Annotated in this window: 15 protein-coding genes and 1 tRNA gene; 10 read left to right on the top strand and 6 right to left on the bottom strand. The window is 65.2% G+C overall.

All coding sequences use genetic code 11. The annotated features are described in order from the left end of the window. The first annotated feature begins 92 nt into the window (after positions 1-92). Complete coding sequence (locus RBA95_RS08110; protein ID WP_306016361.1) at positions 93-1,682, top strand: ABC-F family ATP-binding cassette domain-containing protein; 1,590 nt, start codon at positions 93-95, stop codon at positions 1,680-1,682. On the opposite strand, the gene RBA95_RS08115 is transcribed toward RBA95_RS08110, so the two are convergent. The 4 genes from RBA95_RS08115 to RBA95_RS08130 form a co-directional block, all read right to left on the bottom strand. Beyond that, positions 1,663-2,730, bottom strand: a complete 1,068-nt coding sequence (locus RBA95_RS08115) for an ABC transporter ATP-binding protein (protein ID WP_306016362.1) — start codon at positions 2,728-2,730, stop codon at positions 1,663-1,665. The two genes, RBA95_RS08110 and RBA95_RS08115, sit on opposite strands and share 20 nt — an antisense overlap. A 17-nt stretch (positions 2,731-2,747) precedes the next feature. Then, positions 2,748-4,337: an iron ABC transporter permease gene (locus tag RBA95_RS08120; RefSeq protein WP_306016363.1), complete on the bottom strand. Its 1,590-nt coding sequence runs from the start codon at positions 4,335-4,337 to the stop codon at positions 2,748-2,750. Then, positions 4,334-5,386: a Fe(3+) ABC transporter substrate-binding protein gene (locus tag RBA95_RS08125; protein ID WP_306016364.1), complete on the bottom strand. Its 1,053-nt coding sequence runs from the start codon at positions 5,384-5,386 to the stop codon at positions 4,334-4,336. The genes RBA95_RS08120 and RBA95_RS08125 overlap by 4 nt, the downstream gene beginning before the upstream one ends. Before the next feature lie 178 nt (positions 5,387-5,564). Next, positions 5,565-5,639 (bottom strand) — tRNA-Val (locus RBA95_RS08130). A 282-nt stretch (positions 5,640-5,921) separates the two neighbouring features. Here RBA95_RS08130 and RBA95_RS08135 point away from each other — a divergent pair. Further along, complete coding sequence (locus RBA95_RS08135) at positions 5,922-6,140, top strand: phosphoglycolate phosphatase (protein WP_009803406.1); 219 nt, start codon at positions 5,922-5,924, stop codon at positions 6,138-6,140. Here RBA95_RS08135 and gph read toward each other — a convergent pair. Further along, the gene (gene gph / locus RBA95_RS08140) at positions 6,137-6,832 is read right to left on the bottom strand and encodes a phosphoglycolate phosphatase (protein ID WP_306016365.1); all 696 of its coding nucleotides are present in this window, start codon (positions 6,830-6,832) and stop codon (positions 6,137-6,139) included. The genes RBA95_RS08135 and gph overlap by 4 nt on opposite strands. A gap of 149 nt (positions 6,833-6,981) precedes the next feature. Between gph and glmU the strand changes: the two genes are divergently transcribed. Genes glmU through rpiA form a run of 3 tightly spaced genes read left to right on the top strand, consistent with a single transcriptional unit; the run spans position 6,982 to position 10,516 of the window. Next, positions 6,982-8,334: a bifunctional UDP-N-acetylglucosamine diphosphorylase/glucosamine-1-phosphate N-acetyltransferase GlmU gene (gene glmU / locus RBA95_RS08145; protein ID WP_306016366.1), complete on the top strand. Its 1,353-nt coding sequence runs from the start codon at positions 6,982-6,984 to the stop codon at positions 8,332-8,334. Positions 8,335-8,336: 2 nt separating this feature from the next. Then, positions 8,337-9,812 carry an NAD-dependent succinate-semialdehyde dehydrogenase gene (locus tag RBA95_RS08150; protein WP_306016367.1) on the top strand — a complete coding sequence of 492 codons (1,476 nt, stop codon included), beginning with the start codon at positions 8,337-8,339 and terminating at the stop codon, positions 9,810-9,812. After that, on the top strand, positions 9,809-10,516 hold the full coding sequence (gene rpiA, locus RBA95_RS08155; RefSeq protein ID WP_306016368.1) for a ribose-5-phosphate isomerase RpiA: 708 nt from the start codon (positions 9,809-9,811) through the stop codon (positions 10,514-10,516). Before RBA95_RS08150 ends, rpiA begins: the two co-directional genes overlap by 4 nt. Before the next feature lie 5 nt (positions 10,517-10,521). On the opposite strand, the gene RBA95_RS08160 is transcribed toward rpiA, so the two are convergent. Further along, positions 10,522-11,148, bottom strand: a complete 627-nt coding sequence (locus RBA95_RS08160) for a nitroreductase (RefSeq protein WP_306016369.1) — start codon at positions 11,146-11,148, stop codon at positions 10,522-10,524. 136 nt (positions 11,149-11,284) lie between these two features. On the opposite strand from RBA95_RS08160, the gene RBA95_RS08165 reads away from it, so the two are divergent. From RBA95_RS08165 to cysE, 5 genes are all read left to right on the top strand, one after another. Next, the gene (locus RBA95_RS08165; protein WP_306016370.1) at positions 11,285-12,004 is read left to right on the top strand and encodes a TetR/AcrR family transcriptional regulator; all 720 of its coding nucleotides are present in this window, start codon (positions 11,285-11,287) and stop codon (positions 12,002-12,004) included. 114 nt (positions 12,005-12,118) lie between these two features. Further along, positions 12,119-13,249, top strand: a complete 1,131-nt coding sequence (locus RBA95_RS08170) for an efflux RND transporter periplasmic adaptor subunit (RefSeq protein ID WP_306016371.1) — start codon at positions 12,119-12,121, stop codon at positions 13,247-13,249. A gap of 3 nt (positions 13,250-13,252) precedes the next feature. Next, positions 13,253-16,351, top strand: a complete 3,099-nt coding sequence (locus RBA95_RS08175) for an efflux RND transporter permease subunit (RefSeq protein WP_306016372.1) — start codon at positions 13,253-13,255, stop codon at positions 16,349-16,351. After that, positions 16,348-16,995 carry an NUDIX hydrolase gene (locus tag RBA95_RS08180; RefSeq protein ID WP_306016373.1) on the top strand — a complete coding sequence of 216 codons (648 nt, stop codon included), beginning with the start codon at positions 16,348-16,350 and terminating at the stop codon, positions 16,993-16,995. The genes RBA95_RS08175 and RBA95_RS08180 overlap by 4 nt, the downstream gene beginning before the upstream one ends. After that, positions 16,992-17,822 (top strand): serine O-acetyltransferase, encoded by an 831-nt coding sequence (gene cysE / locus RBA95_RS08185; RefSeq protein WP_306016374.1) that lies wholly within the window; start codon positions 16,992-16,994, stop codon positions 17,820-17,822. The genes RBA95_RS08180 and cysE overlap by 4 nt, the downstream gene beginning before the upstream one ends. The last annotated feature ends 76 nt before the right edge of the window (positions 17,823-17,898 follow it).

Here is a 17,898-nt window from a genome sequence, read left to right on the forward strand (position 1 = left end):
TACTCAGGCCGCCGTTTCTGCATTGAAGGATACCTGACCCATGAAGTTCCAGACCCGTTTCGCCCCTTGCGCAACCTTGTCTGGAGTCCGTCATGTCAGCCTGTCTTTCCGCCAATTCCCTCTCTCTACATACGCCTGATCACACCCTTCTCCTGAAGGATTTCACGCTCAGCTTCGGCGCTGAGACGACCGGCATTGTCGGCCCGAACGGGGCGGGCAAGTCCACGCTCCTCAAGGCGCTGGCCGGTCTCGTCGCGCCCGGATCGGGCTCTGTCAGTGTTCACGGACGCCTGGGCTGGCTGGAACAATCGGGTCCGGACGCCCAGGGCGATCTCGCCCATGGCCTCAGGGTCGGCGAGGCGCTGGCCTGTCTTGAGCGGATTACCGCCGGGGAGGGCGACGCCGCCGATTTCGACGCCGCGGACTGGACGCTTGAGGCGCGGGTCGAGGCGGCGCTTGATCGTGTGGGCCTGGGCGGCATGGCGCTGGAGCGCCCTCTTTCGGCTCTGTCTGGCGGGCAGCGCGCCCGGTTGGCGCTGGCGCGGGCCTGGATTGCGGCGCCGGACATCCTGTTGATGGATGAGCCGACCAACAATCTGGACGCTGAGGGGCGCACCGCCGTGCATCAGATGCTGGCGGACTGGCCGGGCGGTCTGGTCATCGTCAGCCATGACCGTGCGCTGTTGGAGCATGTGGACCGGATCGTGGCGCTCGAGCGCCCGGGCTGGTCGGTGTTCGGCGGCGGCTGGTCGGCCTATGTCGAGCAACGCGATGCGGCGCGCGCCCGGGCGCAGGCTGAACATGCCCGGCTGGAGGCCGAGGCGCGTCAGGTCAAACGCGCCGCGAAAGAGGCTGAAGCCCGGCTTGAGCGGCGGGCGCGCTCGGGCAAGGCGCAACGCGCCGATGGCAGCCAGCCCAAAGTCCTGCTCGACGCCATGAAGAATCGCAGCGAGGCCACGGCGTCTCGCCTGGCAAGCGTCAGCCAGAAACGCGTCAGTGCAGCCCAAACCCGATTGGAGGACGCCCGGAACCAGCTTCACAAGGGCGCCCGCCTCAATATCAAGGCAGTGGGCGCGGACAGCCCGCAAGGGCGTCAGGTCCTGGCGTTCGATGCGGTCACGTTCGGCTATGACGATGCTCCGCTGATCGACAGGCTGAGCTTCACCCTGACAGGCGGCGAGCGCATGGCGATCACGGGGCCGAACGGTGCGGGCAAGACCACCGTGCTGAAACTGGCCGAGGGCGTGTTGTCAGCCGGGTCCGGCGAGATCCGACGGACGTCCGGACGGATTGCGCGTCTTGATCAGACGGTCAGCACGCTCGATCCTGCGCTGAGCGTGGTGGACGCCCTGCGGGCGCGGGACCCGGCCTTGTCGCGTAACGCCGCCTATGCGGCTCTGGCCCAGTTTGACCTGCGCAACACGGAGGCGGAGAAGCCGGTCGCGGCCCTGAGCGGCGGGGAGCGTCTACGCGCGGGTCTGGCGGGCGTTCTGGGCGGGGAGCCGCCTGAACTGATCTTGCTCGATGAGCCGACCAACCATCTCGATGTCGAGGCGGTGGAGGCGCTGGAGCAGGCCCTGTCGGAGTTTGGCGGCGCTGTGTTGGCGGTGAGCCATGATCAGGCGTTTCTGGATGCGCTGGCGCTGGATCGCACGCTGTCGCTTACGCCTGCTCGTCCCTGACAAGGTGGGCGAAGGCGGGCTCGACGCTCAGGCGCACGGCGTCGCCGACGCGATGATTCTCTTTCAGGCTGGCGCGTGCTTCCAGCGTCTGTCCGGTTTCGAGCCGGCAGGTCAGGCGCGCATAGCCCGAGCTGACGCGGCGGGCCGTTATCCGGGCAAGGGCGCCGTCGGTATCCGCGCGGTCCAGTTTGACGCCTTCGGGGCGCACCAGAAGCAGCGCTTTTTCGCCCGGGGTGAACCCGTCGGCGGGATAGGCGCCCAGAACGGTGTGCGCGGCGCCGTCTTTGATCTCGGCTTCGAAGGCGTCCACATCACCCAGCAGCCGCGCGGCAGTGAGCGAGGCGGGCTTCATGTACAGCGTGTCGGGCGCGCCGGTCTGAATGATGCGGCCCTCATTCATCAGCGCGATGGAATCGGCCAGCTCCAGCGCTTCCTCGGCGTCATGGGTGACGATCAGGGTGGCCGCTTCTGATTGGCGCAAGGCGTCCGCCGTGGCGCCGCGCAAGTCCGAGCGCAAGCGCCGGTCCAGCCCCGAGAACGGCTCGTCCAGCAGCATGACATCGGGTTTGATCGCCAGGGCGCGCGCCAGCGCCACGCGCTGTTGCTCGCCGCCGGAGAGCTCGTGCGGATAGGCCTTGGCGCGATGGCCCAGCTCAACCGCTTCAAGCCTTTTCATCGCTGCATTGCGGCGCGTGCTCTTGGGGCCCTCACGCAGGCCGAAGGCCACATTGTCGAGGGCGGTGAGGTGCGGGAACAGGGCATAGTCCTGAAACACCACGCCGCAGCGCCGGTCTTCGGGTGGCTTGTGCAGGCCCTGGGCGCTCCACAAATGATTCTCGAACCGGATCTCGCCCGCATCCAGCGGCTCCAGCCCGGCAATGGCGCGCAGGAGCGTGGACTTGCCCGAGCCGGACGGCCCGAGCAGCGCCGTCACGCGCCCGCAGGTCAGCGTCAGCTCGACGCCGTCCACGGCCGGCCGGCCCGGCGCGAATCGCACCACGGCGCCAGACACTTCCAGCAGGCGATCATCGAGTTTGACGGCAGTCATCGGCGAGAGAATTCCAGTTATTTCGCGCCCTCTTGCCGGGTGATGCGGCGGGCGATCCAGATCATGGGCGGCAGGGCGATCAAGGTGATCAATAGCGCAGGCAGGGCCGCTTCGCCCAATCTTTCGTCAGACGCGTAATTGTTCGCGATCACGGCGAGGGTGTCATAGTTGAACGGGCGCAGGATCATGGTGGCGGGCAATTCCTTGAGCACCTCCACAAAGACCAGAAGCGCCGCCAGCAGCGAGCCGGACATCACCAGGGGGCGGTGCACCCGCCAGGCGGTCTCCCCCGGACCCGCGCCCAGCGTGCGCGCCGCCATGTCGAGCGTGGGCGTGACGCGCTGCAAGGCGCTTTCGGACGGGCCGATCGCTGCGGCCGCAAAGCGGGACTGATAGGCGAAGATCAGGGCCAGCACCCCGCCCGAAACCAGCAGCGGAAACTGCATGCCGGTGAGCGCGGTCCACATGTCATCCAGACCGGTCTGCACCCCGCCCAGTATCACCAGAACGCCCAGGGCGGCGACCGAGCCGGGCACCGCATAGCCCAGCCCGGCGAGACGCGCGGCGGCGACGGCGGTGGGCTTCTTGCTGCGCAGGGCATAGGCGCAGGCCAGTCCGATCAGCGCGGCGGCGGCGCCCGACAGCACCGCCAGCGTCAGCGAATGGGTGGCGGCCTGGAACAAATCGCGCGCCAGGGGCGCATGAAAGGCGCGATAGGTCAGGCGTCCCAGCGGGATGACCAGACCGATGAGAACGGGGCTGAGGCAGGCCAGGACGGCGAGCCCGCCCTGAAGCGGGGCCAGATCCACACGGCGCGGCGGACGCCGACGGCCCGATGCACTGGTCTGGCGCGCGCGGTGGCGCTGGCTGCGCTCGAGCGCAAACAGCACGAAGGCGATCATGACCAGGATCAGCGCCAGGCGCGCTGCATCGGCGATGGCGCCTTCACCGGCCCAGGCGCGAATGAGGCCCACCGACAGGGTGGGCGCGCCCAGATGTACCACGGCGCCGTAGTCGGCGAGGCTTTCCATCACCACCAGCGCCAGCCCGGCGGCGATGGCGGGTCGCGCCATGGGAATGGCGGCGCGGATGAAGGCGCTGCGCGGGCGGGCGCCCAGCGTGCGCGCAGCCTCATAGGCGTCGGCGGACTGACCGGCGAAGGCCTCGCGCGCCAGAAGATAGACATAAGGGTAGAGCGCAAAGCCGAAGATCAGCCCGGCGCCGACAGGGCCGCGCACGGTGGGCAGGAAATCGGCGGGGCCGCCGGGCTGGGTCAGGTCATACCAGCCATAGGCTGACGCATAGGCGGGCGCCGCGAGAGGCAGGGCCAGCAGCCATTCAAAGACGGAGCGGGCGAAAAAGCGATATCGCGCCACGAGCCAGGCCAGCGGCACGCCGATCAGGCCTGCGCTGAGCGCGGCGACGCTCGTGACAAGCGCCGTGTGTCCCAGATAGGCCGGCAGACGCGTACGGGCGATATGGCCCATATAGTCTGTCCAGGGCCCGAAAACGCCAAGCGCCGCAACCGCCAGAAGCGGTGCGGCGCAGATCAGAGCGGCGACAATGGCGGGCCTGACCGGATTGAACTGGGCGCGTCCTGCGATCACGGCCAGCCGACGCGGTCAAAGATGCGCTGGGCTTCGCCGGCATTGGCGCCGAGCTCGTCCACATTCACATCATCCGAGGCGTAGTCCCCGAAAGCGTCCAGCACGTCATTGTCATAGCTGGCGGACGGGATGACCGGATATTCGTTGGTCAGCTCGGCGAAAATGCGCTGGGATTCGTCAGACAGCATGAATTCCAGGAAGGCGATCGCGTTTTCGCGGTTTGGCGCATTGGCGGCCAGGCCGGCGCCGGACACGTTCACATGCGCGCCGCCATCACCGAGATCGGCGAAGATCGCGCCGATCTGCTCGCCGATTTCCTGATCGCCCGGATTTTCCGAACGCATGAAGCGGGCGAGATAGTAATGGTTGATGATGGCGACATCGCATTCACGCGCGGCGACGGCGCGAATCTGGTCGGTATCGCCGCCCTGGGGCGGGCGCGCCATGTTGTCGACAATGCCCTGGGCCCAGGCTTCGGCGGCTTCCGCGCCATCCTGAGCGACCATGGCGGCCAGGAGCGACTGGTTGTAGACATTGCTGGACGATCGCACGCAGATACGGCCCTGCCATTGCGGCTCGGTGAGGTCGGCGAAATTGCTGATCTCGGACGGATCCACGCGATCCTTGGCGTAGGCGATCACGCGCACGCGCTTGGCGAAGCCGAACCAGTCGCCATCGGGCTGGCGCAGATTGGCGGGCACGGTTTCAAGCACGCTGTCCAGTTCCGGAGCGGGCTGGAACAGACCGGCTTCGTCCGCGCGCCAGAGCCGGCCGGCATCCACGGTCACCACCACATCGGCCTGGGAGCGCTCGCCATCGGCGCGCACGCGCTCGATCAGCAGATCGCCCGGCGCCTCGATGACATTCACCTCAATGCCGGTCTCTTCGGTAAAGGCCTCGTAGAGCGCGTCATCGGACGCGTAATGGCGCGCCGTGTAGACATTGACCTCGCCCTCGCCGGATGAGGATCCGGACGGGCTGCAGGCGCTGAGCGCGCTCAGGCTGACCATTCCAAGCAGGAGACTCTTGCAGGCAGTGGCGAGTGTCATGGCATGTCCTTGTGCTGCGAACCCACGATATAGACGCCGGTTCGATCCGGGGGAGGCCTTCACTGCCATTAATGAGAACGTTTCGCAAGTGCGGCGGCCAGCCGCATCGAAATTTTCAGCTCCAGACAGCAAAAACCCCGGCTCATCCGAGCCGGGGTTCGCGCCTGTTCAGGCATACTGGTGGGCGATACTAGGATCGAACTAGTGACCCCTTCGGTGTGAACGAAGTGCTCTACCGCTGAGCTAATCGCCCTCAGGAGGCGCGGGTTTTATGCCGACGACCGGGGACGGTCAAGCGGTCCGGGCGCATGAAACGCAGATCGGTTGCAGCACGAGCATCGCTAAGTTACGAATTTTCCTCGGTTGCATAATTTTTTTTCGAAAAAATGGCCCGTCATACTTTCGTCAAGAACAAATATCACTTATAGACCCGCGTCTCGCCGCCGGGCTGTTTCAGTCTGCGGCTAAGAATTCCAAATGATAACGAACCCTACGCACGCGAGCTGCTGCGCGTGTTTGAAGGAGGTTTCTCCCCATGGCCACCAATGACTTCTGCACCCGTGAAGGCGCGCTCCGACTGAAAGAACGCATCGAGGCGTACTGGAAAGAACGCGGCTACGACGTGAACATCGAACTGACCGAAGCCGGCTTCATGCCGGCCATGCGTTCGGCCCGCACCGACGTGCGCTCGAACATGGTCAACGGCATGCCGCGTCCGGCCAATGATCGGTCCTCTGATCGTCGCAGCGCCTAAGCGCCTTTACGTGTGACGACGAGCTCGGCAAGCAGGTCGGGCAAAGCGCCATACGCGTCAAAAAGCCGGTCCGCACCCAGTGTGCGGGCCGGCTTTTCGCTATAACCGCCCTCGAAAATCACAGAGCCTGCGCCCGCCGCCTGGGCGGCCAGCGCGTCCGGCTCGGAATCGCCCACCAGAACACAGGCGTGATCAACCGGCTCGCCGCCGATCGCGACCAGAAGGTGCGCGGCGTCGGGTTTCTTGGCCGGCGCGTCCTCGGGCCCGATGACCCGTTCAAACCGGTCATGCAGATCCAGCGCCCGGAGCAAGGGAATCGCCAGTTGCGTGGGCTTGTTGGTGCAGACCGATAAACGCGCGCCGGCGCTGGCCAGCGAATCAAGCGCCGCCTCGACCCCGTCAAACGGGCGTGAGTGCCGGGCGATGTCGGCGCCATAGGTCTCCAGAAACACGGCCAGGCGCTCGGTGATTACGGCCTCGTCCGGCGCGGGGCGTCCTTCACGGGCGAAGGCGCGCTCGATCATCACCCGTGCGCCTCGCCCCACCATGGAGCGGACATCCTCAAGCGGGACCGGGGCAAAGCCCAGCGGTGCAACGCTTTCATTGAGCGCCCTGACCAGGTCGGGCGCGGTGTCCACCAGCGTGCCGTCGAGATCAAAGGCGATGCGCGCGCCGTTCAGGGAGGTGAGCATGGGCCCTCACAATCAGTTTCAGAGACTTCGGCGAATGTGACGCGCCAACGCGGTCGCGTCCCCGGTCTTGATAGGCTATAGCGCTCAGGCGTGAAAAGCGCTTGAGATTCCTCACCTCGCGGACCTCGTGTTTTCTGGGAGCCCGGCTCATGTCATCTCGTCCCCGCGCCGCCGTCATTCTCGCCGCCGGTCATGGCAAGCGTATGAAATCGACGACCGCCAAACCGCTGCACGCCATTGGCGGCCGCTCCATGCTGGACTGGTCCCTGGCGCTGGCGGACGCGGTCAACGCCGACCGCAAGGTGGTGGTCTGGGGCGCGCATGCGCCTGCGGTGAAGGAGCGGGCCGAAGCGGCGGGCGCTGATACCGCCTTGCAGGACCCGCCCCAGGGCACCGGCCATGCCGTCCAGCAGGCTCAGGATGCGCTAGAAGGGTTCGACGGTGATGTGATCGTGCTTTACGCCGATACGCCGCTGATCCGCTCTGAAACCGTCGAGCGTGTGTTTGCGGCGCTTGATGACGGGGCGGCCGTCTCGGTGCTGGGGTTCGAACCCAGGGAGCCGGGCGGGTATGGCCGTCTGATCGAAAACGCAGATGGCGGGCTCGACGCCATTGTCGAGGCCAAGGACGCCAGCCCCGAACAATTGATGGTCGGTCTGTGCAATTCGGGCGTGCTCGCCATGCCGGCCAAGCTGATGTTCGAGCTGCTGGGCGAGGTGACGAACGAGAACGCCAGCGGCGAATACTATCTCACCGACCTTGTGGGACTGGCGCGCGGGCGCGATCTGCCCGCCAAGGCGGTGAAGGCGAGCGCGGACGAGGTGCTGGGCGTGAATTCGCGGGTCGATCTCGCCGCCGCCGAACACGCTTTCCAGCAAAGCGCCCGGCATCAGGCCATGGTGGATGGGGTGACATTGGTCGCGCCCGAAACGGTCTATTTCAGCCATGACACAGTGATCGCAAACGATGTGACGGTGGAACCGCATGTCGTGTTTGGGCCCGGTGTGACGGTCGAAAGCGGCGCCCGCATCCGTGCCTATTCCCATCTGGAAGGCGCCCAGGTTGGCGGCGACTGCGAGGTCGGTCCCTATGCGCGCTTGCGTCCGGGGGCGGTGCTGAAGACCGGCGCCAAGGTCGGCAATTTCGTGGAAGTGAAAAAAGCCGTGCTGGGGGAGGGCGCGAAAGCCAATCACCTGTCCTATATCGGGGATGCGACGGTAGGCGCGAAGGCGAATATCGGCGCCGGCACGATCACCTGCAATTATGACGGCTTCCTCAAATACCAGACTGTGATCGGAGAGGGCGCCTTCATCGGCTCGAACTCCTCGCTGGTCGCGCCTGTCACCATCGGCGACGGAGCGATGACCGGCTCGGGCAGCGTGATCACCGACAGCGTGCCTGATGACGCGCTGGCGCTATCGCGCGCCAAGCAGACGAACAAGGACGGCTGGGCGGCGCGTTTCCGGCGCGCCATGTCCGCCAAGAAGAACAAGAAGGGATAGCCATGACCGAGCTTCAAGATCGCCTCAAGGACAAGGCGCTGTTTCAGACGCAGTCCTTCATCAATGGCGCCTGGGTCGAGGGTAAGCCCTGGATCGAGGTGAAAAGCCCCTCCAATCGGACGGTGCTGGCGCAGATGACCGATGTGGGCGCCCAGGGCGCCGAGGCTGCGGTGGATGCCGCGGCCGAGGCGTTCAAGACGTGGAAGTCCACCTCGGTCTTTGAACGCACCCAGATCATCAAGAAATGGCATGACCTGATCATCGAGCATGCCGACGATCTGGGTCATCTGATCACCGCGGAAATGGGCAAGCCCTTCCCCGAAGCGCGCGGCGAAGTGGTTTATGGCGCGGGCTTTGTCGAGTGGTCGGCGGAAGAGGCCAAGCGCAGTCATGGCGAAACCATCCAGACCCCGTTCCCCGGCTCGCGCGGCTGGACGATTCATCAGCCGATCGGCGTCGTCGCCTGCATCACGCCGTGGAATTTTCCCTCCGCCATGATCACCCGCAAATGCGCCCCGGCGCTGGCGGCAGGCTGTACGGTGGTGGTGAAACCGGCGCCGGAAACGCCGCTGTCGGCTTTGGCGCTGGCGGAACTGGCCAAGCGCGCCGGCTTCCCCGATGGCGTGTTCAACGTCATCACCGGAGACGCGCCCGCCATCGGCGATGTGTTCACCCAGTCGGACAAGGTGCGCATGGTCGGTTTCACCGGCTCCACGCCGGTGGGCAAGCTGTTGATGAAACAGGCGTCGAGCACGGTGAAGCGCGTGGCGCTGGAGCTGGGGGGCAATGCGCCCTTCCTGATCATGGATGACGCCGATATCGAGAAGGCGGCGGACGGGGTGATCGCCTCGAAATTCCGCGCCTCGGGCCAGACCTGTGTGTCGGCCAACCGGATCATCGCGCACGCCCCGATCGCCGACAAGCTGATTGCGGCGCTCAAAGAGCGCGTCAAGGGGATCAAGGTGGGAGACGGCCTGACTGAAGGCGTCACCGTCGGTCCGCTCATCCATGACGAGGCCGTAGCCCGGGTAGACAAGCTGGTCGCCAATGCGCGTGAGCGCGGCGCGGTCATTCATGCGGGCGGCCAGTCGCTGGCCGAGGAGCTGGGCGGGTCCTTCTACGCCCCAACCCTGATCGAAGGGGGCGAGGATCACGAGCTCGACCTGGCGTGTTCTGAAATCTTCGGTCCGGTCTGCGCGGTCTATCGCGTGGACAGCGAAGACAAGATGATCGAGCTGGCCAACAACACGCCCTATGGCCTGGCCGCTTACATCTACACACGCGATGTGGGCCGCGTGCACCGCATCTCCGAAGCGCTCGATTTCGGCATGATCGGCGTGAACGCGCCGATGGTGGGCTCGCCCGCCACCCCGTTCGGCGGGGTCAAGGAATCCGGCATTGGCCGCGAAGGCGGCAAATGGGGCGTGGAAGAGTTCACCGAGCTTAAATTCGTGCTGTTGTCAGGAGTGGATCAATGAGCGCGGTCGAACAGAAAACCCTGGCCGCTGAAGCGGCGCTGGAGTTCATCGAGGACGGCATGACGCTGGGCCTGGGCTCTGGCTCTACCGCCGACATTTTCGTCCGGCTTCTGGGCGCTGCGCTGGAAAGCGGCGCGCTGAACAATGTGAAGGGCGTGCCGACCTCTGAAAACACTGCGAAAGTGGCGCGCGAGGCCGGTGTGCCGCTTCTGGAAGTGGACCAGGCGGACAAGATCGACATCACGATTGACGGCGCGGATGAGGTCGATGGCCGCTTCCGCCTGATCAAGGGCGGCGGCGGATGCCTGTTGCGCGAAAAGATCATCGCCCACGCCTCCGACCTCATGGTCGTGGTGGTGGACGAGACCAAGCTGGTGGAAACCCTGGGCGCTTTCGCCTTGCCGGTCGAGGTGGACCCGTTTGGCTTCACCATCACCGCCAAGAAAGTCTATGACGCGCTGACGGCGGCGGGCGTGGTGCGGCCGGATGTGAAGCTGCGCTGCCGGGGCGACGGAAATGATCCGTTCGTCACCGATGGCGGCAATTACATTCTCGACTGCGCCTGCGCGGCGCTGTCTGACCCCGAACAGGTGGCCGCGCGCCTGAACGCCATTCCCGGCGTTGTGGAGCACGGCCTGTTCATCAATCTCGCCCGCGCCGTCATCGTCGGCGAGGAAGACGGCGCCCGGGTGATGGAGCTTTAGGGAGGTTATTCCTCCCAACGTGTAATGCGCGGATCCTTGCGGGGGCGTTCCTGGGCCGGGGTCTGGGGCGTTCCCACATAGATGAAGCCCGCCACCCGTTCGCCCGGCTGCAGGCCAAGCGCGGCTTTCATGGGTTTGTCGAACGCATACCATTCGGTCAGCCATTGCGCGCCGAAGCCCAGGGCCGCGGCGCCGACCAGCAGGTTCTGACACACCGCGCCCGCGGACAGGATCTGTTCCCACTCAGGCACCTTGTGAGTCTCGTCGGTGTCGGAAATGACGGCGATCACCACAGGCGCGCGCAGGAGGCGGGTGCGTTCGAGTTCATAGCGTTCGGCGGGCGCATCAGGCACGAGATCCCGGAATCGCGCTTCCAGCTTTTCCCCGAAGCGGGCGCGTGCTTCGCCTTCAAAGACAATGAAACGCCAGGGAAACAGCTTGCCATGATCCGGCGTCCGGGCGCCGATCCTGAGCAGGGTGTCCAATTGCTCTGCATCCGGGCCAGGCGCGCCCATATCCTTGGCCAGGGTGGACCGCCGTTGCGCCAACAGCGTCAGCGTGTCCGCGCTGGGGCCCGTCAGGGTCAGGGACTCACCGGGATTGGGGAAGGAGGGGGAGGAAAAGGACGCCATGATCTGCCTTTGAGCCGGAAGCGGTGTTTTGACCGTATACGTGAAACATCGCTATACGTTGTAGGTTAGCATACAGGGATCAAGTCGGCGCCTGTCACGGACAGGTTCGGACGCCCGAAGCGGGGAAGTTGGGGATTTGACCATCACCACAGTCAGTGAAGACGCGCTCAGCCCGGCGGAACGCCGCCGCCGCAAAGTGCGCGATGCGATCATCCATGCCGCAGAAGCCATCTTCACCGAAGAGGGGGAGTCGGGCCTGTCCATGCGTCGGATCGCCGAACGCATCGATTACTCCCCGGCTGCGCTCTACAAGTATTTTGATTCCAAGGAAGCCCTTTTCCGCGAGATTCGCGAAAGTTTCTTTGAACGCCTGCACGACCGCATGAAGGCTGTCACCGACAGCATCAAGGATGGTCCCATGCTCTGCACGCCGTGCATGCGCGCCTATGTGGAGACCGGTCTGGAGCAACCGGGACATTACAAGCTGGCGTTCTCGGCCTTTCCTGATGACAAGGATCCTGAGGAAGAGACGTACGCATTCGCGGCTGCGGGACATCTGCACCAGATGATCCAGTACAGCATGGATGAAGGCTGGTTTCGCCGCATGGATATCGAACTGGCCGCAAAATCTGTCTGGGCGGCGTCTCACGGGCTAACCCTTCTGGCTGTCACCATTCCCAATTTCCCATGCGGACTGCCGGGCTTGAGTCTTGATCCTGACGCATCACGAGATCCGCAGGAGACCGAAGTGCGTATGGAGCTCGACCGACTGATCGCATTTCACTCCGAAGCGGTCCTCAGAGGGCTGGGAACCGCCAAGCTGCTCTCCCGCCTTGATGCGGGCGAAACGTTCTGACGAACGCGAGCTGCCTTCAGGCCAGCAAAATCTCAGATGTAAACAACGTTCACTTTTCAAACGGTGTTTTCGTGCTATATTCTCGAGCATGATGTGATCAGAGAAGGACATCCCATGCCATCCTTTCAGCGTACGCGTGGGACGTTCGCGCTCGGCGTGGCGGCATTTGCCGTCATGCTCGTGGTCGTCGTGATCGGCGTCAGTGCACTTCGAAGCGCCAGTGCCGACACACAGTCCGAAGTCCTCGCCACAGCCACCCCGGTGCCCGTCCTGTCTGTGCAGTATGAAGATGCGGCGCAGGCTGAAAGCCGGTTTCCGGCGCTGATCACGGCGCGTCGCGAAAGCACGCTCGGCTTTCCGCAAGGCGGTCAGATCCGGCATTTGGATGTGGATGTCGGCGATGAGGTGGCTCAGGGCCAGATCCTGGGGCGGCTGGATGTCCGCGCCCTGGAAGCGCAGCGCCAGGCGGCGCAGGCCGATGTGGTCGCAGCCCGGGCCGAGGCCCGCCTCGCCACGGTCACCCTGGATCGGCAAAGACAGCTCGTGGCGCAGGGCCATGTGTCCGAGCAGGTCCTTGATGAGGTGTCCGCCCGTGCGGAAGCCGCCGCGGCCCGCATCGAGGCGGCGGTCGCCACCGAAGCGGCCCTGGCGGTGCAGATCGAGTTGTCCGCCCTGACGGCGCCCTATGCGGGGATCGTGACAGCGCGGCATTTCGATGACGGCGCGTCGGTGGGGCCGGGCGTACCGGTCCTGACACTGGTGGAGGCTGGCGTGCTCGAGGTCCGTGTGGGACTGCCGGCGCGCGACGCGGCGTATCTGGACCCAGGCAGGCCGTATCATGTTGAGTTGGCGAACGGCGACAGCCTCATGGCCGTTTTTCGCGCCGCTACCGGCGTGATTGATGCGCGCGACCGGAGCATCAGCGCGGTCTTTGATGTGCCCGAAGACGCGCCGGCGCCGGCGGGAGCGACCGCGCGCCTGGTTCTGCCCTATCAGCTTGAGGAGCGCGGTTTCTGGGCGCCCGTCGCCGCCCTAAGCGAGGGCCGCAGGGGATTGTGGTCCGTTTACGCCCTCGTGCCGGACGCGCAGGCTTTCATCCTGGAACCGCGCCCTGTCGAAATTCTTCATACCGAGCGTGATCGGGTTTACCTGCGCGGCGCCGTGCAAACAGACGAACTGATCTTGGCGGGCGGCGTGCATCGTGTGGCGCCCGGCCAGCGGGTCCGTCCCGCGCGTGAGGGCTGAGCCATGGCCACCCTGTTCTTCCGCTTTCCGCGCCTGACGCTTCTGGCGCTTTTCCTGTCGGTTGTGTCTGGTCTGGCGGCGCTGGGTGTATTGGGCCGTCAGGAAGATCCGTCTTTGACCGAGCGCTTCGGCGTTGTGGTGGCGAGCTTTCCCGGGGCGGACGCCGAGCGGATGGAGGCGCTGATCGTGGAGCCCATCGAGGCCGCGCTCATGGAGCTTGTCGAGCTGGATGAGGTGGACTCCACCATTCGCGCCAATGTGGCCCTGATCGGCGTGAATATCCGCGAAGACCTGAGCCCGGCCATGGTCGAGCAGGCCTGGACCAAGGTGCGCGATCAGGTTTCGTCAGTTGAGGTCCTGCTGCCCGATGGCGTGCTGCCCGTCCGTGTGGAGCGTCAGTATATGGGCGCGGCGACGCTCGTGGTGTCCTTGCGATGGCCTGAGGGTTCCGAGGCCGGGCTGGGCGCGCTTTCCCGGCTGGCCGAGGATCTGGGCGACCGGATCCGAAGCGTGCCCGGGACCGACGAGACCCAGATCTTTGGCGCGCCGGAAGAGGAAGTCCGGGTCACGCTGGATCCCGAAGCCGTTTCTGCACTGGGTCTGAGCCCCGCCGATGTGGCGGGACTGTTGTCGCGATCGGACGCCAAGCTGCCCGCGGGACGGCTGGCGGGCGATGTGCTCGACATCAATATCGAGGTTGATGGCGCCTTTGACTCGCTGGACCGGATCCGCGAAGTCCCCGTGGCCCAGAGTCCTGGCGGGTTTGTCCGCATTGATGACATTGCCCGGGTTGAGCGCACCGTCCGGGAACCAGCGGCTAGCGAAGCCTATATCGACAATCGCCGCACCATCCTCGTGGCGGGCTATCTGCAGCCCGAATTGCAGGTGGATGCGTGGGATGCGCGCGCCCAGAGGGTTGTCAGTGACTTCGCGGCGGCCAATCCGGCTGTCGAGGTCGAGATCATCATGGCCCAGGCGGACTATGTGGTCGATCGCCTGGCCGGGCTGGCGCAGAATCTGGGGTTCTCCGCCCTGATCGTGTTTGCGGTGCTCTTTCTGGTAATGGGCTGGCGCAGCGCCCTGATCGTGGGATCAGCCTTGCCGCTGACCATTCTGCTCGTGATGGTCCTGATCAATATCTATGGCGAGCCGCTGCACCAGATGTCGGTGACCGGGCTTGTGGTCGCACTGGGCCTTCTCATCGACAACGCCATCGTGGTGGTGGACGACTACAGGCTGCTCAGGGCGCGCGGCCTGGAACGACTGGAGGCGGTCGACAAGGCGGCGAAGACCCTGTTCGGTCCGTTGCTGGCTTCGACGCTCACGACCATATTCGCGTTCGGCCCGATCGCCCTGATGCCCGGCACGGCGGGTGAGTTCATCTCCATGATCGGCATTTCGGTGATCTTTGCGGTCAGCGCCAGCTTTGTGCTGGCCTTTACGGTCATCCTCGCCATGGCGGCCTGGTTTGATGACGGTCGGGCCGGAGAGACGAACGCTCCGTTCTGGCGAGACGGATTGCGCGTTCCCGTACTGGCTCGACTGTATCGCGGTTTGCTGGATTCGGTGATCGCCCAGCCCCTGCTGGGGCTCGCGCTGGGCGTCTTGATCCCCGTTGCCGGGTTCGCGGCGGCATCCACGCTGCCCGGACAATTCTTCCCTCCGACGGAACGGGACATGTTCCAGGTCCGTCTGACCTTGCCGCCGTCTTCTCCCATGGACGTCACCCGGTCTGAAATTCAGCGGGCGACCGACATGATCACGGCGCATGAGGGCGTTGAGGATGTGGTCTGGGTGCTCGGTGAGACCAGTCCGCGGGTCTACTACAACATGTTCGGATCCGATGAAGGCCGCCCGAACTTTGCGCAAGGGTTTGTTCGCGCGACAGATTCCGGCGCCAGCCGGCGCATTGTCCAGGCTGTCCAGGCCGAGGCCATCGAACAGTTTCCCTCAGCCCAGTTTCTGGCTCTGCCCTTTGAGCAGGGCCCGCCAGCGCCGGCGCCCATTGAGATCAGCGTGGTCGGGCCGGATCTGGAAGTGCTGGATCGCCTGGGCGAGGAGATCCGTCGCGTTCTGGGCGGGACGCCAGGCGTGACCTACACCCAGGCCGAGCTGGCGCTGGGCGAACCGATCGTCCGGCTGGATGTGGATGAGGTCTCGGCTGGCCTGGCGGGATTGCGTCTTTCAGATATCGCCGGACGTCTGCGTGCGGAAATGGATGGCGTGCAAGGCGGGTCGGTTCTTGAAGGCGTTGAGGAATTGCCGGTCCGTGTCGTGGCGCCGGACAACCGCCGCGGCGCGCCCGAGAGCATCAGCGGTGCGCCCATGTCGGCGAATGCCGGTGAAGCCCCTCTGGGCGTGGGGACCTATGGTCAGGTCAGGCTGGCGCCGGAAACGTCCATTATCACGCGCGTGGATGCAGAGCGGGTCAACGCGATCTACGGCTATCTGTCTCCGTATGTGCTGCCCGCCACGACGCTGGCTGATTTTCAGGCGCGCTTCGAAGCGGAAAACCTGATCCTGCCGCCTGGATACCGACTGGAAGTGGGCGGCGAGGCCGAAAATCAGGGCGAAGCCATGGCCAATCTCATGTCCACCGCTGCGCCCTTGCTGATCCTGATGGTGGCGGCCGTGGTTCTGGCGTTCAATTCCTTCCGCTATGCCGGCGTCATCTTCGTGATCGGCTTTCTATCGGTCGGGCTCGCCCTGTTCGGCGTCTGGATGTTCGGCACGCCCCTGGGCTTTAACGCGATCGTGGGCGCGCTGGGTCTGGTGGGGCTCGCGATCAATGGCTCGATTGTCGTGCTGAGCGCGCTCAAGGCCAGCCCGCAGGCCCGGTCAGGCGACCCGGCGGCGGTGCGCGACACGGTCATGGATGCGACGCGTCACATCCTGGCGACGACGCTGACAACGATTGGTGGTTTCGCGCCCTTGCTGATCGAAGGGGATCCGTTCTGGTTGCCCTTCGCGTCGGCCGTGGCCGGCGGTGTTGCAGGCTCGGCGGTTCTGGCGTTGATCTTTGCGCCAGCCGCCTTTGTACTGCTGACACGATCCAATCGGCTTCAATCAGAGGGCGCTTTCGTGCCGGAGCCTGCATCTTGACCCGTCGACGCCGCGGCCCCTGGACCATCCTGACCGAGCGTCTGGGGTATGAAAATCCCTGGATGAGGGTGCGGGAGTACGATGTTCTGCGTCCCGATGGCCAGCCGGGTCTTTACGGCGTGGTCGAGCCCCGGAACGCCGCCATCGGCGTTCTGCCCGTCTTTGACAATGGCGACACGATGCTGGTGGGCCAGCATCGCTTTGCGCTCGACGCCTGGTCATGGGAATTGCCTGAAGGCGGCGGTCCGGAAGGGACGCCTCCGCTTGAAAGCGCTAAGCGCGAGCTAGCAGAAGAAACGGGGCTGGCGGCGGCGCATTGGTGCGCCTTGTCGGAGTTCGACGTTTCCAATTCGATCACCAGTGAGCGCGCGTACAGCTATATCGCCTGGGGGCTGAGCGAGGGCGAGCCCGATCGCGAAGGCGCGGAAGCGGACATGCAGTTGCGGCGTCTGCCCTTGCGCGAGGCGCTGGAGATGGCCATTTCAGGATCAATTCGGGACGGGTTTTCCTTGATCATGCTGATGGCTGCAGTTGAAAAAGCGCGTCGTGGCGCTCTTGACCCCGGACTGTCCCGCACCATCCTGTCCTGGCTTGATGAAGCCCCAGACGCCCAGACACGCGACCATCACAGGAGTCACCGATGACGCTCGCGCAAACCCAGGTCTTCGATGAAACGCCCCCGCTCGCCGGTTCCGTCTGGAACCGCCTGCGTCTGGACGCGGCTTCCGCCGCAGCCGAAGAGCCGATGCTGGCGAGCTTTCTGAACGCGGCGATCCTGCGCCATGACGGTCTGACCGAGGCGTTTGCGCACCGCGTGGCCGCCAAGATGAGCGATTCCCAGCTCGACGCCCTCCAGGTCCATGATGTGGCCAAGGCGGCGCTCGAAGCCGATCGTGATCTGGTCGAGCAGGCGGCGGCGGACATGCTGGCGGTGGACGAGCGCGATCCCGCCTGCCGTTCACTCCTGCAGCCTTTCCTGTATTTCAAGGGCTTCCACGCCCTGCTGTGCTATCGCATCGCCCATCATCTGTGGCGGGAAGGGCGCGACAGCCTGGCCTTTCACATGCAAAGCCGGATGTCGGAGCGCTTTGGCGTGGATATTCACCCCGCAGCGACGCTGGGCCGGGGCATCCTGATCGACCACGCCACGTCCGTGGTGATCGGCGAGACCGCTGTCGTCGGCGATAATGTCTCCATCCTGCATGAGGTGACGCTGGGCGGCACCGGCGCGGATGGCGGCGATCGCCATCCCAAGATCGGCAATGGCGTGTTGATCGGCGCCGGCGCCAAGGTGCTGGGCAATATCACCGTGGGCGCCGAAGCGCGGATCGCCGCTGGCTCGGTCGTGCTGGGCGATGTGCCCTCGCGCTGCACCGTGGCGGGCGTGCCGGCCAAGCCGGTGGGCGGGCGCTGCGCGGAACCCTCCCGCACCATGGACCAGACCTTCGCGTCGAATGGTGAGGACAGCTAGGCCTGCGCCCTTTGTGTTGCCCTGAGCGGGGAGAACGCTAGGGTGCGCCTGACTCCTTGATCCATCTCAAAATGAG

This window comes from Oceanicaulis sp. MMSF_3324, assembly GCF_030733545.1.
Classification (GTDB): domain Bacteria; phylum Pseudomonadota; class Alphaproteobacteria; order Caulobacterales; family Maricaulaceae; genus Oceanicaulis.